This is a genomic window from Floridaenema fluviatile BLCC-F154 (assembly GCF_041929135.1).
GTDB lineage: Bacteria > Cyanobacteriota > Cyanobacteriia > Cyanobacteriales > Aerosakkonemataceae > Floridanema > Floridanema fluviatile.
Genome location: NZ_JBHFNS010000094.1, coordinates 276,899 through 295,971 on the forward strand (window position 1 = coordinate 276,899; position 19,073 = coordinate 295,971).

A 19,073-nucleotide genomic window follows, 5' to 3' on the forward strand; every position below is an offset into this window, starting at 1 on the left:
ACTTTTCGGCAGTGCTTCAGTCATGATGAGAAAAATAAGCGATCGCTATTTTCTGCGATCGTCAACTTTAAAAAAAATGTTTGTCTACTTTGTTCGTTTCGATAATTAAGGAGGATTTTTGCGTGGAGTGGCGAGTTAAGGCAATTCGTGGGGCGACAACTGTCACCGAAAATACCGTGACAGCAATTAGCGAAGCAGTAACAGAACTATTGGACGAATTAGAAGCGCATAATAATTTTGACCCTGACGATATTATTAGTGCCATTTTCTCCGCTACACGCGATCTAGATGCCATTTTCCCAGCTGCGATCGCCCGTCAACGCCCGCACTGGCAAAACGTCCCCCTCCTAGATGTCCAGCAAATGCACGTCGAAGGCGGACTAGAACTCTGCATCCGCTTCCTAATTCACGTCAACGTCCCCCATCCCATCGAAATTTACCATCCCTACCTCCGTCAAGCCAAAAGCCTCAGACCAGACTGGAGTTTAAGGAATTCGCTGTTGAGTGCAGAATTTTAGGGACTGGGGACTGGGAAAGTTTTGAGTTTTTAGCTTCGTTTTTTGAGTTAATTAATTTCCCTTTGTCTCCTTGTCCCAGTCCCCAGTCCCTAATCCCCAATCCCCAGCTTGCCCTAATTATGATAAATAAGTTAAATTTAATTAAGATTTGTTTGCTGTTACACGCTTTCGTTCTAAGGAAAGCCTTTTAACTCTGACAAGACATTAGTGCCGGACAGCGGATGTACAGATCGCAGTCAACAGCTTTTCCAAGCTTATTTACAGCCTTCTGCCTTCTGCTAAAGCATCAACTACCGTAGGGCATACGGAATGTTAAGCCTGTGGAGAGTGAGTAAGACTCGTTGGTACTTGTATCAGAAAGCATTGCTCGTTGAATCAGGAATCTCCCATTACAGCGCCAGCTTGACGGTGAGAGTGTCAATCGTGTAATCGAGAACCTATTTTGTTTAAATTGCATTTAGAGGCCACCCAACTATGAAGTCTTCCTGGAAAATCGTAGTACTGTGGATGTTGCCTGCGTTACTCATAGGATTTTTCCTGTGGCAAGGGGCATTCTCATCATCGGCGATCGATACAGGCAGAAATACTGCCAGTACCCGCATGAGCTATGGGCGATTTTTAGAATATTTAGATTCCGGTCGAGTTACCAGCGTTGACCTCTATGAGGGTGGTCGGACAGCTATTGTTGAAGGAATCGACCCAGAACCAGTTTTGGGCTCCCAAGTACAACACTGGCGAGTAGATTTACCTTCTAATGCTCCAGAATTAATAGCCAAACTCAAAGAATCCAACATTAGCTTCGCCGCCCATCCCATGCGAAACGATGGCGCAATTTGGGGATTATTAGGTAACTTGGTATTCCCGATTTTATTGATTGCCGGATTGTTCTTTTTGTTCCGTCGTTCCAGCAACATTCCCGGTGGGCCAGGACAAGCGATGAATTTCGGTAAATCTCGCGCCCGCTTCATGATGGAAGCGAAAACCGGAATTAAATTCGATGATGTCGCAGGCATTGAAGAAGCAAAAGAAGAACTGCAAGAAGTTGTTACTTTCTTGAAGCAACCAGAACGCTTTAGTGCTGTTGGTGCGAGAATTCCCAAAGGTGTACTCTTAGTTGGCCCTCCGGGAACAGGAAAAACTCTGTTAGCTAAAGCTATTGCTGGGGAAGCTGGGGTTCCTTTCTTCAGTATTTCCGGTTCTGAGTTCGTGGAAATGTTCGTCGGTGTGGGTGCTTCCCGTGTCCGTGACTTGTTCAAAAAAGCGAAAGAAAACGCTCCCTGCTTGGTGTTCATCGATGAAATTGATGCCGTCGGGAGAATGCGGGGTACGGGTATCGGTGGCGGAAACGATGAAAGAGAGCAAACTTTAAACCAGTTGCTCACGGAAATGGACGGTTTTGAAGGTAATACAGGTATTATCATCATTGCCGCTACTAACCGCGCTGATGTACTTGATTCAGCTTTGTTGCGTCCGGGACGTTTTGACCGCCAAGTAACTGTGGATGCTCCTGATATTAAAGGACGTTTGGAAATTCTGGAAGTTCATGCCCGGAATAAGAAGTTATCTGATGAAGTTTCTTTAGAGGCGATCGCTCGCAGAACTCCAGGGTTTACAGGCGCAGATTTGGCGAATTTGCTGAATGAAGCGGCAATTTTGACCGCCAGACGGCGCAAAGAAGGCATTACCATGTTGGAAATCAACGATGCGGTTGACCGTGTGGTTGCTGGAATGGAAGGTACTCCTTTGGTAGATAGCAAAACTAAACGGTTAATTGCTTATCACGAAGTTGGTCACGCTATTGTTGGGACTTTGTTGAAAGACCATGACCCAGTACAAAAGGTGACTTTGATTCCTAGAGGACAAGCTAGAGGTTTGACTTGGTTTACTCCTAGTGAGGAACAAGGTTTGATTTCTAGAGCCCAACTGAAGGCAAGAATTACTGGTGCTTTGGGTGGTCGCGCTGCGGAAGAAATTATTTTCGGAGATGCAGAGGTGACTACTGGTGCTGGTGGTGATTTGCAACAGGTCGCTGGCATGGCTAGACAAATGGTAACTCGTTTGGGTATGTCTGATTTGGGGCCGTTGTCTTTGGAAGGTCAAAGCAGTGAGGTATTTTTAGGACGGGACTTGATGAATCGTTCCGAATATTCTGAGGAAATTGCTTCTCGTGTGGATGGTCAAGTAAGAGCGATCGTCAGTCAATGTTATGAAGATGCTAAGCAAATTATGCGCGATCATCGCTCGGTTATCGATCGCTTGGTAGATCTTCTGGTCGAAAAAGAAACGATCGAAGGTGAAGAGTTCCGCCAAATTGTTGCTGAGTACACTGTTGTTCCTGAGAAAGAAGAATACGTTCCTCAGTTATAAAGTTTGAAGCTCTAGGTGAATAAATAGGGATGATGGAAGTCATCCCTATTTTTTTTTATTTTGGGGATCGGGGTTTCAGGCTGAGAGTGCGTAAGTCCTAAAAACTTTCCCAGTCCCCAGTCCCTAATCCCTCATCTGATAATGAATACAATCTTCACATGGCCCATGAGGATTGATGGCACAGCGTAAATGGGGCGATCGCGCATTAAATTTACAGCTGGTGTCACCAATATAATCTTGATTTTCCGGTTGGGGCGGCACAATTAAGGCAGTAAAAGAGGCTCTTTCTATAGCCACTCTCAACCTTTCTCGTCCTCTAGCTTCGGCTTGGCGGATTACCCAGAGGGAGATTATGGGCGGAATTAAACCTATGAGGAATATTATCAACGTTTGGAACACGCTACCAGCCTGCCATTTTCAAATTGGCTCACTTTTAGGATATTTTGCCGAAAAAATTGCGGTCTGGGAAGAGTTTCCCTTGACAAATTCACACATATCATGTGCTAAAATATCGGTCGATGATGAAATTCGGTGACACTGTTTGTTGTTAGTACTCACAAGCGACTCTCCGAATCGTAATCTCTGCAATACCTGATTCAGGAGAGAACCAATGTCTATTTATGTAGGGAATTTATCCTACGAAGTCACAGAAGCCGACCTTAATAGCGTATTTGCTGAATATGGCGCGGTAAAGCGGGTTCAAGTACCTACTGACCGTGAAACTGGTCGGATGCGTGGCTTTGCTTTCGTGGAAATGTCATCGGAAGCGGAAGAAACTGCTGCCATAGAAGCACTAGATGGTGCGGAATGGATGGGGCGTAGCTTGAAAGTAAATAAAGCTAAGCCTCGTGAAGACCGTGGTAGTCGCTATGGCGACAACCGTCGTGGCGGATTTAATAATCGTAATCGCTACTAAGGTAAAAAGCTAATCAAGCTTTTATTAAACTAAAATTTTCTGTTCAGGGGCATTTCGTTTGCGCTTCTGATTTTTCAGATAAGTATAGCAAGACGGAATGCTTCTCCATTTTCAGGTTTTGATAAGTAAGTGGGTTTCTTTAGTGTAGTCACAAAAATCTCTTTTTTCTCCCATTTACGCCGATCAAGGATGCTAAGTAAGTGTCTGATAATTCACCGAAGCTTAGGAGTAGTCAGGATGACCCAAATTATTGTAGGGGAAAATGAAGGGCTGGAATCGGCGTTGCGTCGGTTTAAGCGTCAAGTCTCCAAAGCCGGAATTTTTTCTGATATTAAGCGTCTGCGTCACTTTGAAACGCCTCCAGAAAAACGCAAGCGCAAGGCTGATTCTAGAAGACGGAAAAAACGGTTTTAGTTAATACTTTTTGGTTAATTAATTGTAGTCACGCACTCTCTGAACTGGAAAATGGTTGTTTGGAGAGTGCGATCGTTTTTTGTGCAAAACCAGGAAACACTCTAGCGATTTCTAAGTAGAATTAAATAGGTATAAAGCCATCTGAGGAAGAAAGTATGAAGCTTCCACTTGTCAATTTATACGAAACTGATTTTTATGCTTGGACGCAAAAACAGGTAGAGTTATTGCGTCAAGGTGATTTAAATAATCTTGATATTGAGAATTTGATTGAGGAAATTGATTCTTTGGGGAAACAAGAGAGGCGAGAATTAGTAAATCGGTTAATAGTTTTAATTGCACATTTATTAAAGTGGGAATATCAAACTGATTATAGATCTAGAAGTTGGTATTTAACGATTCGTGAACAACGTTGTGCGATTCGGCGACTTTTAAAAGAAAGTCCCAGTTTAAAGCCTTATTTACCAGATGCGATCGCAGATAGTTACGAAGATGCCGTGATTTTAGCTGCTAAAGAAACAGGAATGAAACTTCGAGATTTTCCCACTGAAGTTTCTTACAAATGGGAAGAATTAGAAAACCCTGATTTCTTACCGGGAATTCTACTGGATTCTGATGCAGATTTGTTGAATTGATGTGTGCTTTTGGGGGAGAGTGCGATCGCGTAGCGTGTGCGTAGCACGTATCGTTTTCTTGCTGAAAATTGAGAATAATACACTCGCTAACCTGGAAAAAAGACAGCTGGCGAAACATGAAAGAATTTGGCTAATTCTTCTATGTGTCTAGTGGTTAGTTGTCGCTTTCCACTGAGTACATCAGAAACAATAGACTCAGTTTTAAAAATTGGTACAAGATCTTTTTGCCGTAAGTCGAATTCTTCTAGCAAAACCTTAAGAAGTTCTACTCCATAAATATCGGGTATGGGTTCTTGTTTTTGTTCGTAGTCATATACTAACGCAGCTAATACATGAAGATAATCGCGTTCTTCCTTACTCAATTTCCCCTTATCTAAAAGCGAATCAATAACTTTCTGAGTTTCCCTTAATTCCTCTTCAGAAGTTATGGGACGCGGGGGAAAAGATTTAAGTAATTCGATGTAATCATTTGAAATCAGCATTTGAGTATTCTATCAATTCTGCGGGCGGGTAGTTTGTGGGTAAGTTGGTGGAGGATAGTTTCTTTTTGCTGAGATTTGGGAATACTACCAAAGAGGGATACAGGAATTCCTCAGATATGAATGTGGGGCAAATGCACCACTGAAATGGAAGTGATTTGGAAAAGAATATGGACGCAGTTACAGTCAGCTTTACACTTGGTAGTTGGATTGTGAAAGGTCTGATGAGTGGAGAGTTTGAGCGATATGGCGGTGTAATTAGAGAAGTTGCAACCGGGCGAATTGTCACTATGCTACGAGAACTAACTTCTGGTACTGCTCCAGCATCACCACCAAATAGTGCTTCTCCTAATTTACTTAACCTTGTTTTTTCAGGTGCAAATCTAGCTGGTTTAGTGGCTAATACCACTTTTACAGGTAAAGGTTTAGCTAATGTTAGTCAGCAATTAGATGGTATTGCACAAGTCAGTTTAGGAAATGTTGCTCTTTCTGGAACCAATTTAATTGGTTTGATAGCTAATACTGCCTTCACAGGCAAAGGAATAAATAATGTCAACCAACGTATAGGTAGCCTTGAGCAACAATTAGGAAATATTGAGCAAAATTTACAACAAGCTTCAGGAATTTTGCAGGTAACTACTGCTGCTAGTGTTCTTAGTTTAGGTGTCTCAGTAATGGGATTTGCTGTCATAAATCAGCGTATCACAGAATTAGAACAAAGGCTCAAAAAAGTCGAGGAACTTTTAAACAAAATTAATCGCAAAATAGATCTTGGATTCTATGCAAATTTTCATGCAGCCATCAATTTAGCAGCTAATGCCTTTACAATGAACAAAGCTGAAAAACGAGAATCTAGCGCAATGCAAGCTATCAACCGCTTCCTAGAAGCTGAACCTGTTTACACTAATTTTGTGGATCAGGAAATAGAGTTACAAAGCCCAATTACTGACGAGTTTTTGTTGACTTTATCTTTAGCTTACCTTGCTGAAGTACGTTGTTACCTAGAATTAGAAGAATATGATACAGCACTTAGACGCTTTCAAGAAGGTGCAGCTGTTCTTCGCGATCGTACTAGGAAATATCTTGATATTTTACTTACTTCTAACCCCGCAGTATACTTACATCCTCAGTTCAAAGGTGAAATTGATTTGCGTAGATTAACCAGAATTTATCAATGGATTGATCCCATTTTGGATGAAAATGCTGTTTTTGAAAATCAACGGGAAAATCTGGTTAACTTAATAGAGAATCCTAAGCAATGGTTGTCCTCTTTACCACCAGCAATTATAGATCGTAGTGAGATTAAATGGGGACTATTTGGAGCAAATCCCACTCCATTAACAGGAAGATTTGAGAAAGAAGCTTACAAACGCCTTCCTCAAGCTTTAGAAGTTATGGAATCTATGGTGGAAACTAATCGCCGTTTTGAGTCTTATCAAACAGAAATTCAAGCTATTAGTCAACTAGGAATTAGTTTTCATGATTGGCTAAAATTAACTCCTGCTAATGAAGATAAACCGGAAGGTGCAGAGTTAATGTTTATTGTTCCGAGTGAACCTTTGGAATTGGTAGCTGTTAGTTAAAGGTAGGTGCGATCGCTTTTTCCCCACATTTCTTTTGAGCGATCGCATTCTCTTAACTCGAAAATGGTTGGCGGGACACTCAAGTTTATTAATTATAGTTAACTTGTATAACTTAAAACTAGACAAAATAGACTACAAGGATGTAATTTTTGTTTATTATAGATAAATTCGTTCTGTGAAACTACTTATCTATTTTCGTCATTTTATACGCTTTAGTTATGGAGTGAGTATGGGAATGCTAGCTAACTTACACCGAATTGGGGCTGTTGGTATTCTAACGATCGTTGCTGTTTCTCCATCCTGGGCACAGAACTACACACGCGAACAGAGGGGAAACTGGTGCAAAAATGAAGTCATGAACCGTTTTGATACCAATCGTGCAGACGTTTCAATTACAGCAGAACAAGGAGCATATCTATCTTGGCGTATTAGGAGTACAGGCCAGTCTGGACGCTGCTTTTTCAATTCCCGGAATGTTTTCGTCCGGTTAGAAGAGACTCCTCGGCAATCTGCTTACCGGAGAACAGGACAGATTTATTGGAATGCACAAGCACGCAAATGGATTGCACCCGATGGAAGAATTTGTAACACCTGTACGCCTGCCAATGGTTTTCCAAATCCACCTAGAACCCGAAATGGATTCTTTTATTTGCCCAACGACGGGAAATGGTATGATCCTGATGGTCAAGTCTGTAATAGCTGCACTCCTCGAAACGGTTTTCCAATTTCACCCAGATAGTTCACCATTAGACTCTTCCATCAATTTATGTTGATGACAAATTAGTTCAACCACAAGCGGGCGGGTTCTATGGTGGATGGATAACCAAAGATATTGTAGGCCCATTTAAAGGAGAACCGGGAACAATGGGTTGGTAGATTGTAGAGACATTGTATAACGTCTCTACAATCTTAATTAAACCTCTGGTTCAACTCCCAAAGCACGCAATTGTGCAGCTAATCTTTCCGCACGTTGATGTTCCTGTTCAGCGCGTTGACTTTCTTGTTCAGCACGTTGACTTTCTAATTGCGCTCTTTCGTCACCAGTTAATAACAAATTACCTTGATTATCCCACCAACGTAACCAAGGCAATTCAGTATTTTGATATTGACCTTGCCAAATTCCCAATTCTACATTTAAATGAGGAATCGGAAAATGTCCGCGTTCGTTAGCAGATATTAATTGATAAAAACCTGCTCGTAACTCATAAACTTCTACTCTAGCTAATCTCACTTCATAAATTGCATAAAAAGGCACTCTAATTGCTTGTTCGTAAACCCAAAATTTCCCAGTAATCGGAGTTCTATCTCTTTCTTCTGCACCATCACCAGAAACAAATTCGATCGCAATTAAAGGCGCAACATACTCTTGCCAAAGTACGTAAGAACGGCGCATTTGTCCATTTAAATTCGGTGGAACATTTGGCACATAAAACCAATCAGGTGAAACAGCGCCTCTTAATGGTTCTTCTGTGATTCGCCAATAAATTCCGCTATCTTGACCGATGCAATATTGCCCATTAGGATGTAAATTTTGTAAGACAGGTGTAATGGAGTCAGTTAGTAGAATACTTTGGGGATGTTCCTGAAAGTTTTTTACAAATGTTCCGTCAGATTCAGGTAACTGTGTGTGATCTGGTAAAAATTTTGGTAGATTTAAAGAAGCATAAGTTTCAGTCATCTTAACCCCCAGTATTAAGTAATAATGCAAAAGGTTCGATCCCCCCTAACCCCCCTTAATAAGGGGGGAACCGGATATCCTCCTTATTCAGATTAATGGGGGAACCGGATTGAAAATCTTTCTGTTTGGGTTTGAGTAAATCGAATTCAAAGTCCCCCTTAATAAGGGGGATTTAGGGGGATCTAAAATTAAGTTTTCGGTTTGTAAGTTGATTGCACTTGCAATTCTTTCAATTGTTTGGCATCAACACTAGATGGTGCATTGGTTAACAAACAACTTGCTTGTTGTGTCTTCGGAAATGCAATTACATCGCGAATTGACTCCTCGCCAGCTAATAGCATTACCCAACGATCTAAACCGTAGGCAATTCCTCCGTGAGGCGGGGTGCCATATTCAAATGCTTCTAGCAAAAAGCCAAATTTATTTCTTGCTTCTTCGGGGGATAAACCGATCGCTTCAAACACCTTTTCCTGCACATCCCGCTGATAAATCCGGCAACTTCCACCACCAACTTCTACACCGTTGTACACCAAATCGTAAGCTTGTGCTTTGGCATTTTTCAAATCATTTATATCTTCCGGTTTTGGTGCGGTAAACGGGTGGTGTAATGCTTCTAAACGCTTTTCTTCTTCGTTCCATTCAAACATCGGGAAATCTGTCACCCAAAGCAGGTTAATTTTATTTTGATCGATTAAACCTAACTGTTCTGCAATTACCTGACGTAACCTATCCAAAGTTTTATTTACTACCGCAGTTTTGTCAGCAGCAAATAATAATAAATGACCGGGTTTTGCATTGGTGCGTTTAAGTAATTCTTGCTTTTGTTCTTCGGTCAAGTTATCTTTAATTGCGCCAATGGTGTCAATTTCTCCGTTATCGCGGACGCGGATATAAGCTAAACCTTTTGCACCTGCTTCGCTTGCTTCTTTAAACAAGTCGCCACCGGGTTTAATTCGCACATTAGAAATGGCATCATTTCCCCCTGGAATTGGCAAAACTTTGACCATTCCGCCAGATGCGATCGCACTCGCAAACACCTTAAATCCCGAATCTTTAAACAAGTCGGAAACATTTACTAACTCTAAATCATAACGAGTATCGGGTTTATCACAACCATAACGATCCATCGCTTCGGCATAAGTTAATCTGGGGAAAGGACGAGATAATTCAATTCCTTTTACCGTTTGGAAAACATCACAAACCAAATCTTCATTTAGTTGGATTATTTCATCTTGCGACATGAAACTCATTTCCATGTCTAACTGAGTAAATTCTGGTTGTCTGTCGGCGCGTAAATCTTCATCCCGAAAACAACGCGCAATTTGATAGTATCGATCGAACCCCGAAACCATCAACAACTGTTTAAATAATTGCGGAGACTGAGGTAAAGCATACCATTCACCCGGATTAACGCGACTGGGCACCAAATAATCTCTGGCACCTTCGGGAGTGGAACGAGTCAAAATTGGGGTTTCAATTTCAATAAAACCCTTTTCATCTTCTAAATGACGACGAATCGCTTTGACAACTTGATGCCGAAGTTGTAAATTAGCAGTCATGCGATCGCGCCGCAAATCCAAATAGCGATACTTCAACCGCAACTCTTCCCGGACAGCTTCTTCATCTGCTGTAGAAACCTGGAACGGCATCTGCTTATATACTTGATTCAGTAACTCAAGTTCATCAGCGTAAACTTCTATCTCACCTGTGGGAATCCGTGGATTCAAAGAATCTTCTGGACGCGGCGTTACCCGACCAGTCACTTTTACCACATATTCGTTCCGCATCTTTTCTGCTAGCTGATATGAATTCGGAGTGCGTGCTGGATCGCTAACAATTTGGATAATCCCAGAGCGATCGCGCAAATCTAAAAATATCACACCCCCGTGATCGCGGCGACGATCCACCCATCCATACAGAGTGACAGTTTCTCCCACATTGTAACTTCGGAGTTGACCGCAATAATGAGTTCGCATACCTGTTGATGTAAAATTCAGACACTAAAAATTGGAAAACTTCACCATTATGCACTATTGCGGGGGTGAGTGGGGACTGGGGACTGGGGACTGGGGACTGGGGACTGGGGACTGGGGACTGGGGGAAGTTATTTAAGTTAAAACTCTGCAAGGCGGGTTTTGTCGTTCATTCTTTTGCTTTGAGTCAAAAATTTTCTGCTAAACCCGCCCCTACAAATCAAAACTTTCCCCAGTCCCCAATTCCCATTCCCTAATCCTTGGGAACAGAAGACATTAAATCGTTCCAGGCTTTTTTTGCTGCATCTGTTAGCTGAGTTCCTAGAGATTCGATTTCGCTGACGAATACTTGCCAGTTTTTATCTGTTTGTTGTTGTAAATCTTCTACGGTTTTTTCAACTCGTTCTTTTTCAATCAGTTTATTTTGTTCAACTGATTCTCTCGCTTTCCGTACAGATTCTAAATATTTTTCTCGGCTAAGTTGACTCCATTCTTGAGTCATTTCCATCGCCTTATTTCTAATCGCTTCAAACGCTTGCCAGTTTTTATCTGCTTCTTTCTGGACTAATTGACTTGTTTGTTCGATGCGGTCTTTGGCTTCCGTTTGATTTTGTTCGATCGCGTTTTGTGCTTGGGAAACAGCTTTCAGATAACTTTCCCGAATTAATTCGCTAGCAGTTTGCCATTCTTGTTCTGCACGCTTTTTAATCGCTTCAAACAGTGCGGTTGTTTCTTTAATTACGTCATCGCTGGGATCGGGGGTTTCTGTTTTTACCAAATCATTTGTTTCTGGACTAACTTCGACGATCGCAGATTCAGGAGGAATTTTTTCTTCTCTGTTCATGGGTTGTTGCTCCTAAAACTTTATTTTATCGGAATTTCTTCGGACTTCCTTTCATTAACTAAAGCAAATCCTAATTTATTTTGTTTCCTAATTTACAAAGTTGGATTTTCCAGATAAATTCACTTACAGTTTATGCTTTTACCTCCAATGCTGCAAGATCCAAATTTGCGTGTTCCCTTGGCTATTTGCTTGGGTGCGATCGGCGGTGCTTTAAGTCGCTACTATATTACCTTATACTTTCTGCAACGTTTTGGGACTGATTTCCCTTTCGGAACCTTTTTTGTCAATCTCACTGGTTGCTTTGCGATGGGATTTTTTGTTACCTTAACCAGCCAAGTAATAAATATATCTCCCGAATTGCGGCTATTAGCAACTACAGGCTTCTTGGGTGCTTACACCACTTTTTCTACATATAGCCTAGATACTATGAATATTTTAGACTCTGGCAATTATTCATCAGCAATTTTTTACTGGTTAGGCAGTGCAATCTTAGGAATATTTTCTCTATATCTGGGCATAACTTTAGCTAAATTACTATAACTACGGATGATAATAAAATAAGAAACTGTGTCAAAATGACATTTCTCGGTTGCCAAGACTGATATGATGCAAAAGGCAGGTCTTGTCAAAAGTGTTAAATGTCGAACAACTCTAATCGGCTAGAAATGGTAGAATATGCTGCCGTGGTAGGCACGATCGCCGGAGCGGTGGTAACTGTCATTAGCGGCAACATCATCTATTTGGCAGTACCGCTGTCTGCTTCCGTGTTACTTAACTTAGTCAACCGTCGTCGCTTTGAATTACTAAGCAGGAACAACACCAACGCAGCAATAACCCGCCTTTATCGTCAACTCGCAGCAGATATCCAAACTTTACAAGCTGTGACGCGAACCTTAGCTTCTGGAGGAGAGGCGAGTTATTTAGGTATTGCTAAGCAGACAGCAAGAATGCAGGAATTTGTTGCTTCCGTACTCGGAGCAAAAATTAATCCCATTCATGAAGATATCGGAGAACTTAAGGATCGATACAGCAGTTTACAAGATTCTTTAAGTAGTGTAGTACAGTACCTAAATAGTACTTCTCTTGCACCAAGATTAGATAACTTAGAACACACCATAGAACAGTTCTCTGGCAAAATCGGAGATATTTCTGTCCCTCCTGAACAATGGTTAATTACCCAAATAGAAGATTTGAAACAACAAATTAGAGAACTACAAACTCAGGAGACGAAAACCGACAACCGCAAACAAAGAATTGCAGAATATTCCCAAATTGAGTCCTGGTTAATGAGTAAGCTAGATGAACTGAAGCGACAGGTGCAAGAAATTCAGCGAACTGTAGGAGTAGAAACAGCGAACAATTCTTCGCTTCGAGAACCTCAATTACCCTTTGCCAGTTTGCAACCGTCAACTTCCCCAGTTGCACCGCCAAAATGGGATGGTATTCATACTTTATCAGCACATTCTGATTGGCTGTCTGCTGTAGTTTTTGCGGCAGATATGCCAAAGATTGTTACTGGTAGTTTCGATCGAGAAATTAAACTTTGGAATTATCAAACAGGGGAATTAATTCGGGTAATTTCGGAAAATGCTGGTGTAGTTTATGCCTTGGCTTTTAGTCAAGATCTTAATTTACTAGCTCAGGGTGGTTCGGAACAAAATATCAAACTTTGGGAAATAGAAACAGGTGCATTAGTAGAAGTTTGTAAAGGACATAGTGGATCGGTAAGAGCAATTGCTATTAGTTCTAATGAACAAGTTGTAGCTAGTGGTAGTTATGATGGCACAATTAGGTTATGGAATTTAGATACGACTACAGAAATTAAAAGTTTTACTAAACATTCTGGTGCAGTTAGCGCGATCGCTTTTAGTCCAGACGGACAAATTCTCGCTAGCGGTGGCGGCGATGGCATGGTGAAATTGTGGCATTGGAGCACGGGACAATTATTGCACAATTTATGTGGTGACTTGGGTGTAATTGCCGGAATTGCTTTTCATCCTCAACAACCAATGTTAGCTAGTGCTAGTAGCGATCGCACTATCAAACTCTGGGACTTGGGTACTCGCGAAAGGCTTTATACTTTCATTGGTCACACAGGCGGAGTTAGTTCTGTTTGCTTCAATCCTGATGGTAAAACTCTTTTTAGTGCCAGTGTGGATGGTTCAATTATTATTTGGGATTTAGCTACTGGTAAACAGTTAACTACCTTGAATTTTGAACCTGCACAGGCGATCGTTTCAATGGCACTAAGCAAAAATGGTCAAACATTAGCTGCTGGGAGCGTCAACGGAACCCTAAAAATTTGGCAACTGAACTCTATTAACTAACTTGATCTCGGAATCATCGAGTTCCAGAACCTTGACTACTATCGGGTCCACCTTCATTCGGTGGCTCGTATTCCTGAATTTGAGTCAAACTATGAATATCTCCAGTCGCCGCCGCCGCAACGTAAATATTGGTTAGCTGTAGTCCTAGAACCAAAGTGAATGCACTTAGGATGCTGAACGTTAAAGTCATCACAGTCACCTCAACAGAATATATTATTAAATATCGGCTATTGAACTGACTGATAAGGTGATGGAAGCTAGCGGTAATTGTGACAACTTAATAACAAATGAGTGATAAGATTATGTAAACTTACCTGCTCCGATCCCTCATTGCTAGTGATGATTATCACAAATTACGATCGCCATTACTTCACCCAACCCAACGAACGAGAAGCCAACAACCACACCTCTCTTAACAATTGTCTCATACTTGTCTGATTAAGCATCGCCCAAAAGTTAACTGTTAAGCAGACGCTACCCAAAGCCAGCAAAATGTAAGTTGGTAGCATTACCACCCCGATCGCAAACCAGGTAAAGACGTGCAAAATCATTAACGCAGCTAACACTGTCGCCACTATAATTGATGGAACTAACTGCACTAAAGGCCGATTTAATCCCACCAGGATCATAGTTTGCAAAGTTGCTAGTAAGTTAGCTGGTACTAGGAACGCACAAATAGCAGCACAGTTGAGGCGGGAAAATTCGCCAAGATGATGAAAATCAAACATTGAATAATCACTCGTAATTAATTAACAAAAACTAGCAACAAGGCTTTACATTTTGTCTTTGGTAGTCCAAATATTAGTAAACATCATCAACATGGCAGCGATTAAAAGCGCGATCGCCAATCCACCTGCTATGACATTCTGCCAATCTATACTTTCCATATTATTTTCATTCCCTTTGACACTTGTTTCACCTTACCGCATTTTTTGCCAAGACGTGACCGAGTTTTATATTTATTTTCTTATTGCTGTCACAGATTTACATTTATATGTAAAATCGATCGCTTTTCCCCATTAATAAAATCAGCCAAAATTTATAAAATTTAAACCTTAATCTTCAGCTTTCATACATCTTAAATCTTCGCTTAAACCAATTTTCCCCCTGCTTCCCCACTCCCCTACTCCCACTTTCCTGCTGCTTTACAAATCCGTCGCACTTTCAGGAGCAATATCAAAACCACCTTCTTGCCTAACTGTTTGCTGAGTAGTAATTAAATCACTCAACTCATGAATTTCCACCCCAATATCCTGACAAGCTTTTTTCAATTCCGCTTGAAAAACATTAATATCTTGACCGTAACCACAAAGCTTGGTTGCCGTTTCAATTCCCTGTTTAGCATTAGCTTTAGCACAATCAATTAATTCTACCCCATGCAACTGATTATGAGATGCCATAACCAATATTTCCTCCTACTTTCTCCTACTAGAAATCTAAATATCGCTATAACATTTTTCATCTGTCTTTAGTCTGATGTAATTCATATTAACAGTTCGTAGTAGCGACTTCAGTCGTTCCTGGTTCGAGGAACGATTGAAATCGCTACTACGAACAAAACTACTTTTTCCCTTGTTGCCAATATCTATAAGCAGAATAAGCCAAAGTCACCACACCAGTAATAATTGCCGATTCATCTATTTCAAATTGAGGATGATGCAGCGGATAATTATGTTTATCTTTAAACCCCACACCCAAACGAAACATTGAACCAGGAACCTTTTCCAAATACCGAGAAAAATCCTCTGCACCTAACGAAGGTTCAGGGAGAATAATAATACTATCACTACCCCAAGCTTCCCTAGCCGATTGCTCTAATAATTGAGTTAATCTCGGATCGTTGTGTACGCCAGGAACACCTTGTTTATAGGTAACTTGATATTTAGCGCCGTAAGTTTGGCAAACATTAGCAACAATTTGTTCAATCCATTTTGGTAAAGCTTCGCGACTTTCGGGATGGAGCGATCGCACAGTTCCCAGCAATTTTACCTCATCAGCAATCACATTCGGCGCACGACCCCCAACAATTTTCCCGATCGTCACCACCACCGGACGCAGCGGATTTTGGGTGCGACTAATCGCCTGTTGCAAAGAAGTAATTACTTGGGAAGCAATCCAAATCGCATCAATCGCCTCATGAGGTCGAGCACCATGACCCGACTCACCAATTATAATAATTTCCAAATCATCAGCCGCCGCCGTCAAAGCACCATAACGAATCCCCAAAGAACCCGCCGGAATCGAAGGAAAAACGTGCAAACTTAAAATACCTGACACATCATTTAATGCGCCATCTTCCACCATCCAATTAGCACCTTGAGCAATTTCCTCCGCAGGTTGAAACAAAAAACGCACATTTCCGGTAAACTTTTCTCCCAACTGCGCCAAAACCATCGCCGTACCTAAACCCACAGTTGTATGCACATCATGACCGCAAGCGTGCATAACTCCCGGTTCACCCGAACTATAATCTACACCAGTACGTTCTTGAATCGGTAAAGCATCCAAATCAGTACGAATCGCTAAAATTCGATCGCTCTCACCATTACCCCGAAGATCTCCCACCACTCCAGTTTTACCCACACCCTGTTGAGCATGAACCCCGTAGGAAGACAAAACACCAGCCACATAAGCGGAAGTTTGATACTCCTCACCACTTAATTCCGGGTGAGAGTGAATATAACGACGAATTTCAATCAGACGAGGTGCTAATTTAGTAGCTATTTCTTTAATATCAGCAAGCATGGACAAAGTTAGTTTTAGTTGTGATGCCTTTTTAACATGATAAGGAATTGTTCTCAAAACTGAATAGCGATCGCACTCCACTAAGCTAGAAATGCGATCGCTATTCTTTAACATTCAGTTGTAGAGTGCGTCATTGAATTTCTGACACACCAGATTAATCCTTAAGACTTGCTTTTCACCTTGAAACCAGCCGAACTCAGACGACCACTAATCTTCACCTTCAGTCCAGAACTAATCCCCACAACCTTAGTTAGTTCTTGCAAGCTAGAACCACCAAAAGAAGAAGGTAAGCTACCCAAACCAACCGTAAAGTTTTTCACCGACAGCGAAGAACTGCTGAAGACAGTCAACTGGAACTCTTGACTAATCGCCAAAGTTGTATAGTAACTACCACTCAAAGTCGTACCAGTCTTAGTCACACTACTGAATAATTCCTCAGCATTGCCATAACCAAAACCAGCAATTTGGATCACATCTTCATCAGCATTGAAATCATAGATTACATCCTGACCAAACTGCTTACCACCACCAGTTAAAGTATCACCAGTCATGGTATCGCCACCAGTACCGCCAGTCATGGTATCGCCACCAGTACCGCCAGTCATGGTGTCGCCAGTACCACCATCATCACTGTCATCATCATTATCATCGTCACCACCAGTCATGGTGTCACCACCAGTACCGCCAGTAGTAGTATCGTTACCAGTACCACCAGTCATGGTGTCGCCAGTACCACCATCATCACTGTCATCATCATTATCATCGTCACCACCAGTCATGGTATCGCCACCAGTACCACCATTCATGGTGTCGCCAGTACCGCCGTCATCACTGTCATCATCGTCATCGTCATCGCCAGTCATGGTATCATCGCCAGTACCACCAGGCAAAGTACCGACACGCAACGAATCAATAATAAAGATGTCCTTACCAGCGCCACCGTAGAGAGTGTCCTTACCAGCGCCACCATACATTACATCATCGCCATCGCCGCCGAAGAGAATATCATCTCCATCATCACCGTAGAGAGTATCGTTCCCTTCACCGCCAACGATTTTATCCTTACCTTTGCCACCGATAAGGTAATCATCTCCCTCACCACCGTAAAGGAAGTTTTCACCTTCGCCACCTATGATGACATCATTGCCACTTTCACCAACAAGGATGTCATCGCCAGCATCACCTTGTACTAAGTCGTCACCAGAACCACCAAATACTAGGTCATTGCCTTCGCCACCAATTACTAGGTCATCGCCACCATCACCAAAAACGTGGTCGTTACCAGCACTGCCTTTGACATTATCATCGCCACCGCTGCCAGAAACCAAGTCATTACCACCCAGTCCATCTAGGTTGTCAGCGATCGCTTTACCTAAGAGTAAATCATCTCGTTCCGAAGCCAAAGTATTTTCCGAAGAAGCAATGAAACCTTGCTGCTGACCTTTAACCAAGAAATGTTCCAGAGGATTATCAAACAAACCCTCACTTAAATCCTTTTGTACTTCTGGATTTAGGTCAGTGTACAGACTAGCTTCAAACCTAGAACTAATGAAGCGTTGTTCTTTAAAAGCATAATTAACAATATGTTCAAAAGCAGTTATTGTCCCTGTTTTAACTGCTTCTGCTACATCCTGATTAACTTGCAGATATTCCGCCACATTGATAGCACGGTTGAATTCACGACCTTCTTTCAGACCATGATTTAACCAGTGGTTAAAAGCACTAACAATTTGACCTTTATTTTTTGCTTCTGCAACATCAGCATTGAATTGTAAATAGTATTCTTCGTCAAAGTAAGGAGTTGGGACATCTCCTTCCGATGCACCCTTTTTTAAGAAATATTGGAAAGCACTAACAACTTCTCCGCTTTGGATAGCTTGCTGCACTTTAACGTTAGTACTTTGATAGTAGGTAGCACTAAAAAATGTCGTGACTGTACGATAGGTTTCATTGCTGCCATATCTGATAGCGTGTTCTAAAACGCCAATTTCGCCTCTATCTACTGCCTCTTTAACATCAAAATTGTTCGCCAGATATTCCTTGGCATTAAAGAATTGATTGCCTGTTTCCCTCGCTTCCTTGTCGCCGAATTCTTCGTAATGTTGGCTGGCGCTGACAATACTGCCTTCTTCCAATGCTTTTTTAATATCAGCATTCAAAGCTAGGTACTCTTCAGGATTAAAAGCTAAAGAAGGTTGACGGTCTTCTTTTTTGCCGACTAATTCATAGTGTTCTTTAGCACTCTTGAATTCGCCTCTCTCAATAGCGTCGTCAACGTCTTTGTACTTTTCGCGATAAAACTGCTCGTCGCAAATGTCTACTAAATTTAAAGTCATACAATCTCTCTCCGAAAACTGATAGTTTACTACTTCTCCTTTTACGATCCAGAGAAGTTAGATGCACTACCCGTAACTGACTGTATTCTACATGACCTGGTTCCCGAATTTCGGAAAAAAAATTTTAATTAAAAAATGACATCTTTAACGCCCTGAGTGGGTAATATAGCTTTTATTATTAATAACTCTTGTTCACCGTAAAGCTATCATTACGGTGGTCTTTTCTGTTACTTTTATTACTATATCTATCTTAAGGTAGAT

At 41.5% G+C, this 19,073-nt stretch carries 19 protein-coding genes and 1 pseudogene; 10 read left to right on the forward strand and 10 right to left on the reverse strand.

Going from position 1 to position 19,073, the window contains the following annotated elements:
- The first annotated feature begins 122 nt into the window (after positions 1-122).
- Positions 123-518 carry a chorismate mutase gene (aroH, locus tag ACE1B6_RS29445; RefSeq protein ID WP_413260863.1) on the forward strand — a complete coding sequence of 132 codons (396 nt, stop codon included), beginning with the start codon at positions 123-125 and terminating at the stop codon, positions 516-518.
- A 474-nt stretch (positions 519-992) separates the two neighbouring features.
- Entirely contained in the window at positions 993-2,885 is a 1,893-nt protein-coding gene (gene ftsH2, locus ACE1B6_RS29450) for an ATP-dependent zinc metalloprotease FtsH2 (RefSeq protein ID WP_413260864.1), read from the forward strand.
- A 123-nt stretch (positions 2,886-3,008) separates the two neighbouring features.
- Here the strand turns inward: ftsH2 and ACE1B6_RS29455 are convergent, their stop codons facing one another.
- Positions 3,009-3,284, reverse strand: a complete 276-nt coding sequence (locus ACE1B6_RS29455) for a DUF6464 family protein (RefSeq protein ID WP_413260865.1) — start codon at positions 3,282-3,284, stop codon at positions 3,009-3,011.
- 211 nt (positions 3,285-3,495) lie between these two features.
- Between ACE1B6_RS29455 and ACE1B6_RS29460 the strand changes: the two genes are divergently transcribed.
- The 3 genes from ACE1B6_RS29460 (at position 3,496) to ACE1B6_RS29470 (ending at position 4,847) form a co-directional block, all read left to right on the forward strand.
- Positions 3,496-3,801: an RNA recognition motif domain-containing protein gene (locus ACE1B6_RS29460; RefSeq protein WP_413260866.1), complete on the forward strand. Its 306-nt coding sequence runs from the start codon at positions 3,496-3,498 to the stop codon at positions 3,799-3,801.
- 237 nt (positions 3,802-4,038) lie between these two features.
- Positions 4,039-4,215, forward strand: coding sequence for a 30S ribosomal protein S21 (rpsU, locus tag ACE1B6_RS29465; protein ID WP_413260867.1), 177 nt, complete (start codon positions 4,039-4,041; stop codon positions 4,213-4,215).
- Positions 4,216-4,370: 155 nt separating this feature from the next.
- Positions 4,371-4,847, forward strand: a complete 477-nt coding sequence (locus tag ACE1B6_RS29470; RefSeq protein WP_413260868.1) for a DUF29 domain-containing protein — start codon at positions 4,371-4,373, stop codon at positions 4,845-4,847.
- An 86-nt stretch (positions 4,848-4,933) separates the two neighbouring features.
- Here the strand turns inward: ACE1B6_RS29470 and ACE1B6_RS29475 are convergent, their stop codons facing one another.
- Positions 4,934-5,329, reverse strand: a complete 396-nt coding sequence (locus ACE1B6_RS29475) for a helix-turn-helix domain-containing protein (RefSeq protein WP_413260869.1) — start codon at positions 5,327-5,329, stop codon at positions 4,934-4,936.
- 167 nt (positions 5,330-5,496) lie between these two features.
- On the opposite strand from ACE1B6_RS29475, the gene ACE1B6_RS29480 reads away from it, so the two are divergent.
- From ACE1B6_RS29480 to ACE1B6_RS30195, 3 genes and pseudogenes are all read left to right on the forward strand, one after another.
- Complete coding sequence (locus tag ACE1B6_RS29480; RefSeq protein ID WP_413260870.1) at positions 5,497-6,909, forward strand: hypothetical protein; 1,413 nt, start codon at positions 5,497-5,499, stop codon at positions 6,907-6,909.
- Between the two features lie 235 nt (positions 6,910-7,144).
- Entirely contained in the window at positions 7,145-7,648 is a 504-nt protein-coding gene (locus tag ACE1B6_RS29485) for a hypothetical protein (protein WP_413260871.1), read from the forward strand.
- A gap of 14 nt (positions 7,649-7,662) precedes the next feature.
- Positions 7,663-7,785: pseudogene (locus ACE1B6_RS30195) on the forward strand (DUF427 domain-containing protein); the annotation flags it as partial.
- A gap of 37 nt (positions 7,786-7,822) precedes the next feature.
- Here ACE1B6_RS30195 and ACE1B6_RS29490 read toward each other — a convergent pair.
- The 3 genes from ACE1B6_RS29490 to ACE1B6_RS29500 form a co-directional block, all read right to left on the reverse strand.
- Positions 7,823-8,587, reverse strand: coding sequence for a Uma2 family endonuclease (locus ACE1B6_RS29490; RefSeq protein ID WP_413260872.1), 765 nt, complete (start codon positions 8,585-8,587; stop codon positions 7,823-7,825).
- Positions 8,588-8,775: 188 nt separating this feature from the next.
- The gene (gene aspS, locus ACE1B6_RS29495; RefSeq protein WP_413260873.1) at positions 8,776-10,563 is read right to left on the reverse strand and encodes an aspartate--tRNA ligase; all 1,788 of its coding nucleotides are present in this window, start codon (positions 10,561-10,563) and stop codon (positions 8,776-8,778) included.
- A gap of 250 nt (positions 10,564-10,813) precedes the next feature.
- The gene (locus tag ACE1B6_RS29500) at positions 10,814-11,404 is read right to left on the reverse strand and encodes a hypothetical protein (protein WP_413260874.1); all 591 of its coding nucleotides are present in this window, start codon (positions 11,402-11,404) and stop codon (positions 10,814-10,816) included.
- Between the two features lie 132 nt (positions 11,405-11,536).
- Between ACE1B6_RS29500 and crcB the strand changes: the two genes are divergently transcribed.
- Complete coding sequence (crcB, locus tag ACE1B6_RS29505; RefSeq protein WP_413260875.1) at positions 11,537-11,944, forward strand: fluoride efflux transporter CrcB; 408 nt, start codon at positions 11,537-11,539, stop codon at positions 11,942-11,944.
- A 98-nt stretch (positions 11,945-12,042) separates the two neighbouring features.
- Complete coding sequence (locus tag ACE1B6_RS29510) at positions 12,043-13,731, forward strand: WD40 repeat domain-containing protein (RefSeq protein WP_413260876.1); 1,689 nt, start codon at positions 12,043-12,045, stop codon at positions 13,729-13,731.
- Positions 13,732-13,744: 13 nt separating this feature from the next.
- On the opposite strand, the gene ACE1B6_RS29515 is transcribed toward ACE1B6_RS29510, so the two are convergent.
- The 5 genes from ACE1B6_RS29515 to ACE1B6_RS29535 all read right to left on the reverse strand — a co-directional run bounded on the left by ACE1B6_RS29515 (position 13,745) and on the right by ACE1B6_RS29535 (position 18,812).
- Complete coding sequence (locus ACE1B6_RS29515) at positions 13,745-13,921, reverse strand: hypothetical protein (protein ID WP_413260877.1); 177 nt, start codon at positions 13,919-13,921, stop codon at positions 13,745-13,747.
- Positions 13,922-14,096: 175 nt separating this feature from the next.
- Positions 14,097-14,459 (reverse strand): hypothetical protein, encoded by a 363-nt coding sequence (locus tag ACE1B6_RS29520; RefSeq protein WP_413260878.1) that lies wholly within the window; start codon positions 14,457-14,459, stop codon positions 14,097-14,099.
- 417 nt (positions 14,460-14,876) lie between these two features.
- Positions 14,877-15,131 (reverse strand): hypothetical protein, encoded by a 255-nt coding sequence (locus ACE1B6_RS29525; protein WP_413260879.1) that lies wholly within the window; start codon positions 15,129-15,131, stop codon positions 14,877-14,879.
- A gap of 160 nt (positions 15,132-15,291) precedes the next feature.
- Positions 15,292-16,476, reverse strand: a complete 1,185-nt coding sequence (locus tag ACE1B6_RS29530) for a M20 family metallopeptidase (RefSeq protein ID WP_413260983.1) — start codon at positions 16,474-16,476, stop codon at positions 15,292-15,294.
- Positions 16,477-16,637: 161 nt separating this feature from the next.
- Positions 16,638-18,812, reverse strand: a complete 2,175-nt coding sequence (locus tag ACE1B6_RS29535) for a calcium-binding protein (protein WP_413260880.1) — start codon at positions 18,810-18,812, stop codon at positions 16,638-16,640.
- Positions 18,813-19,073 lie beyond the last annotated feature (261 nt).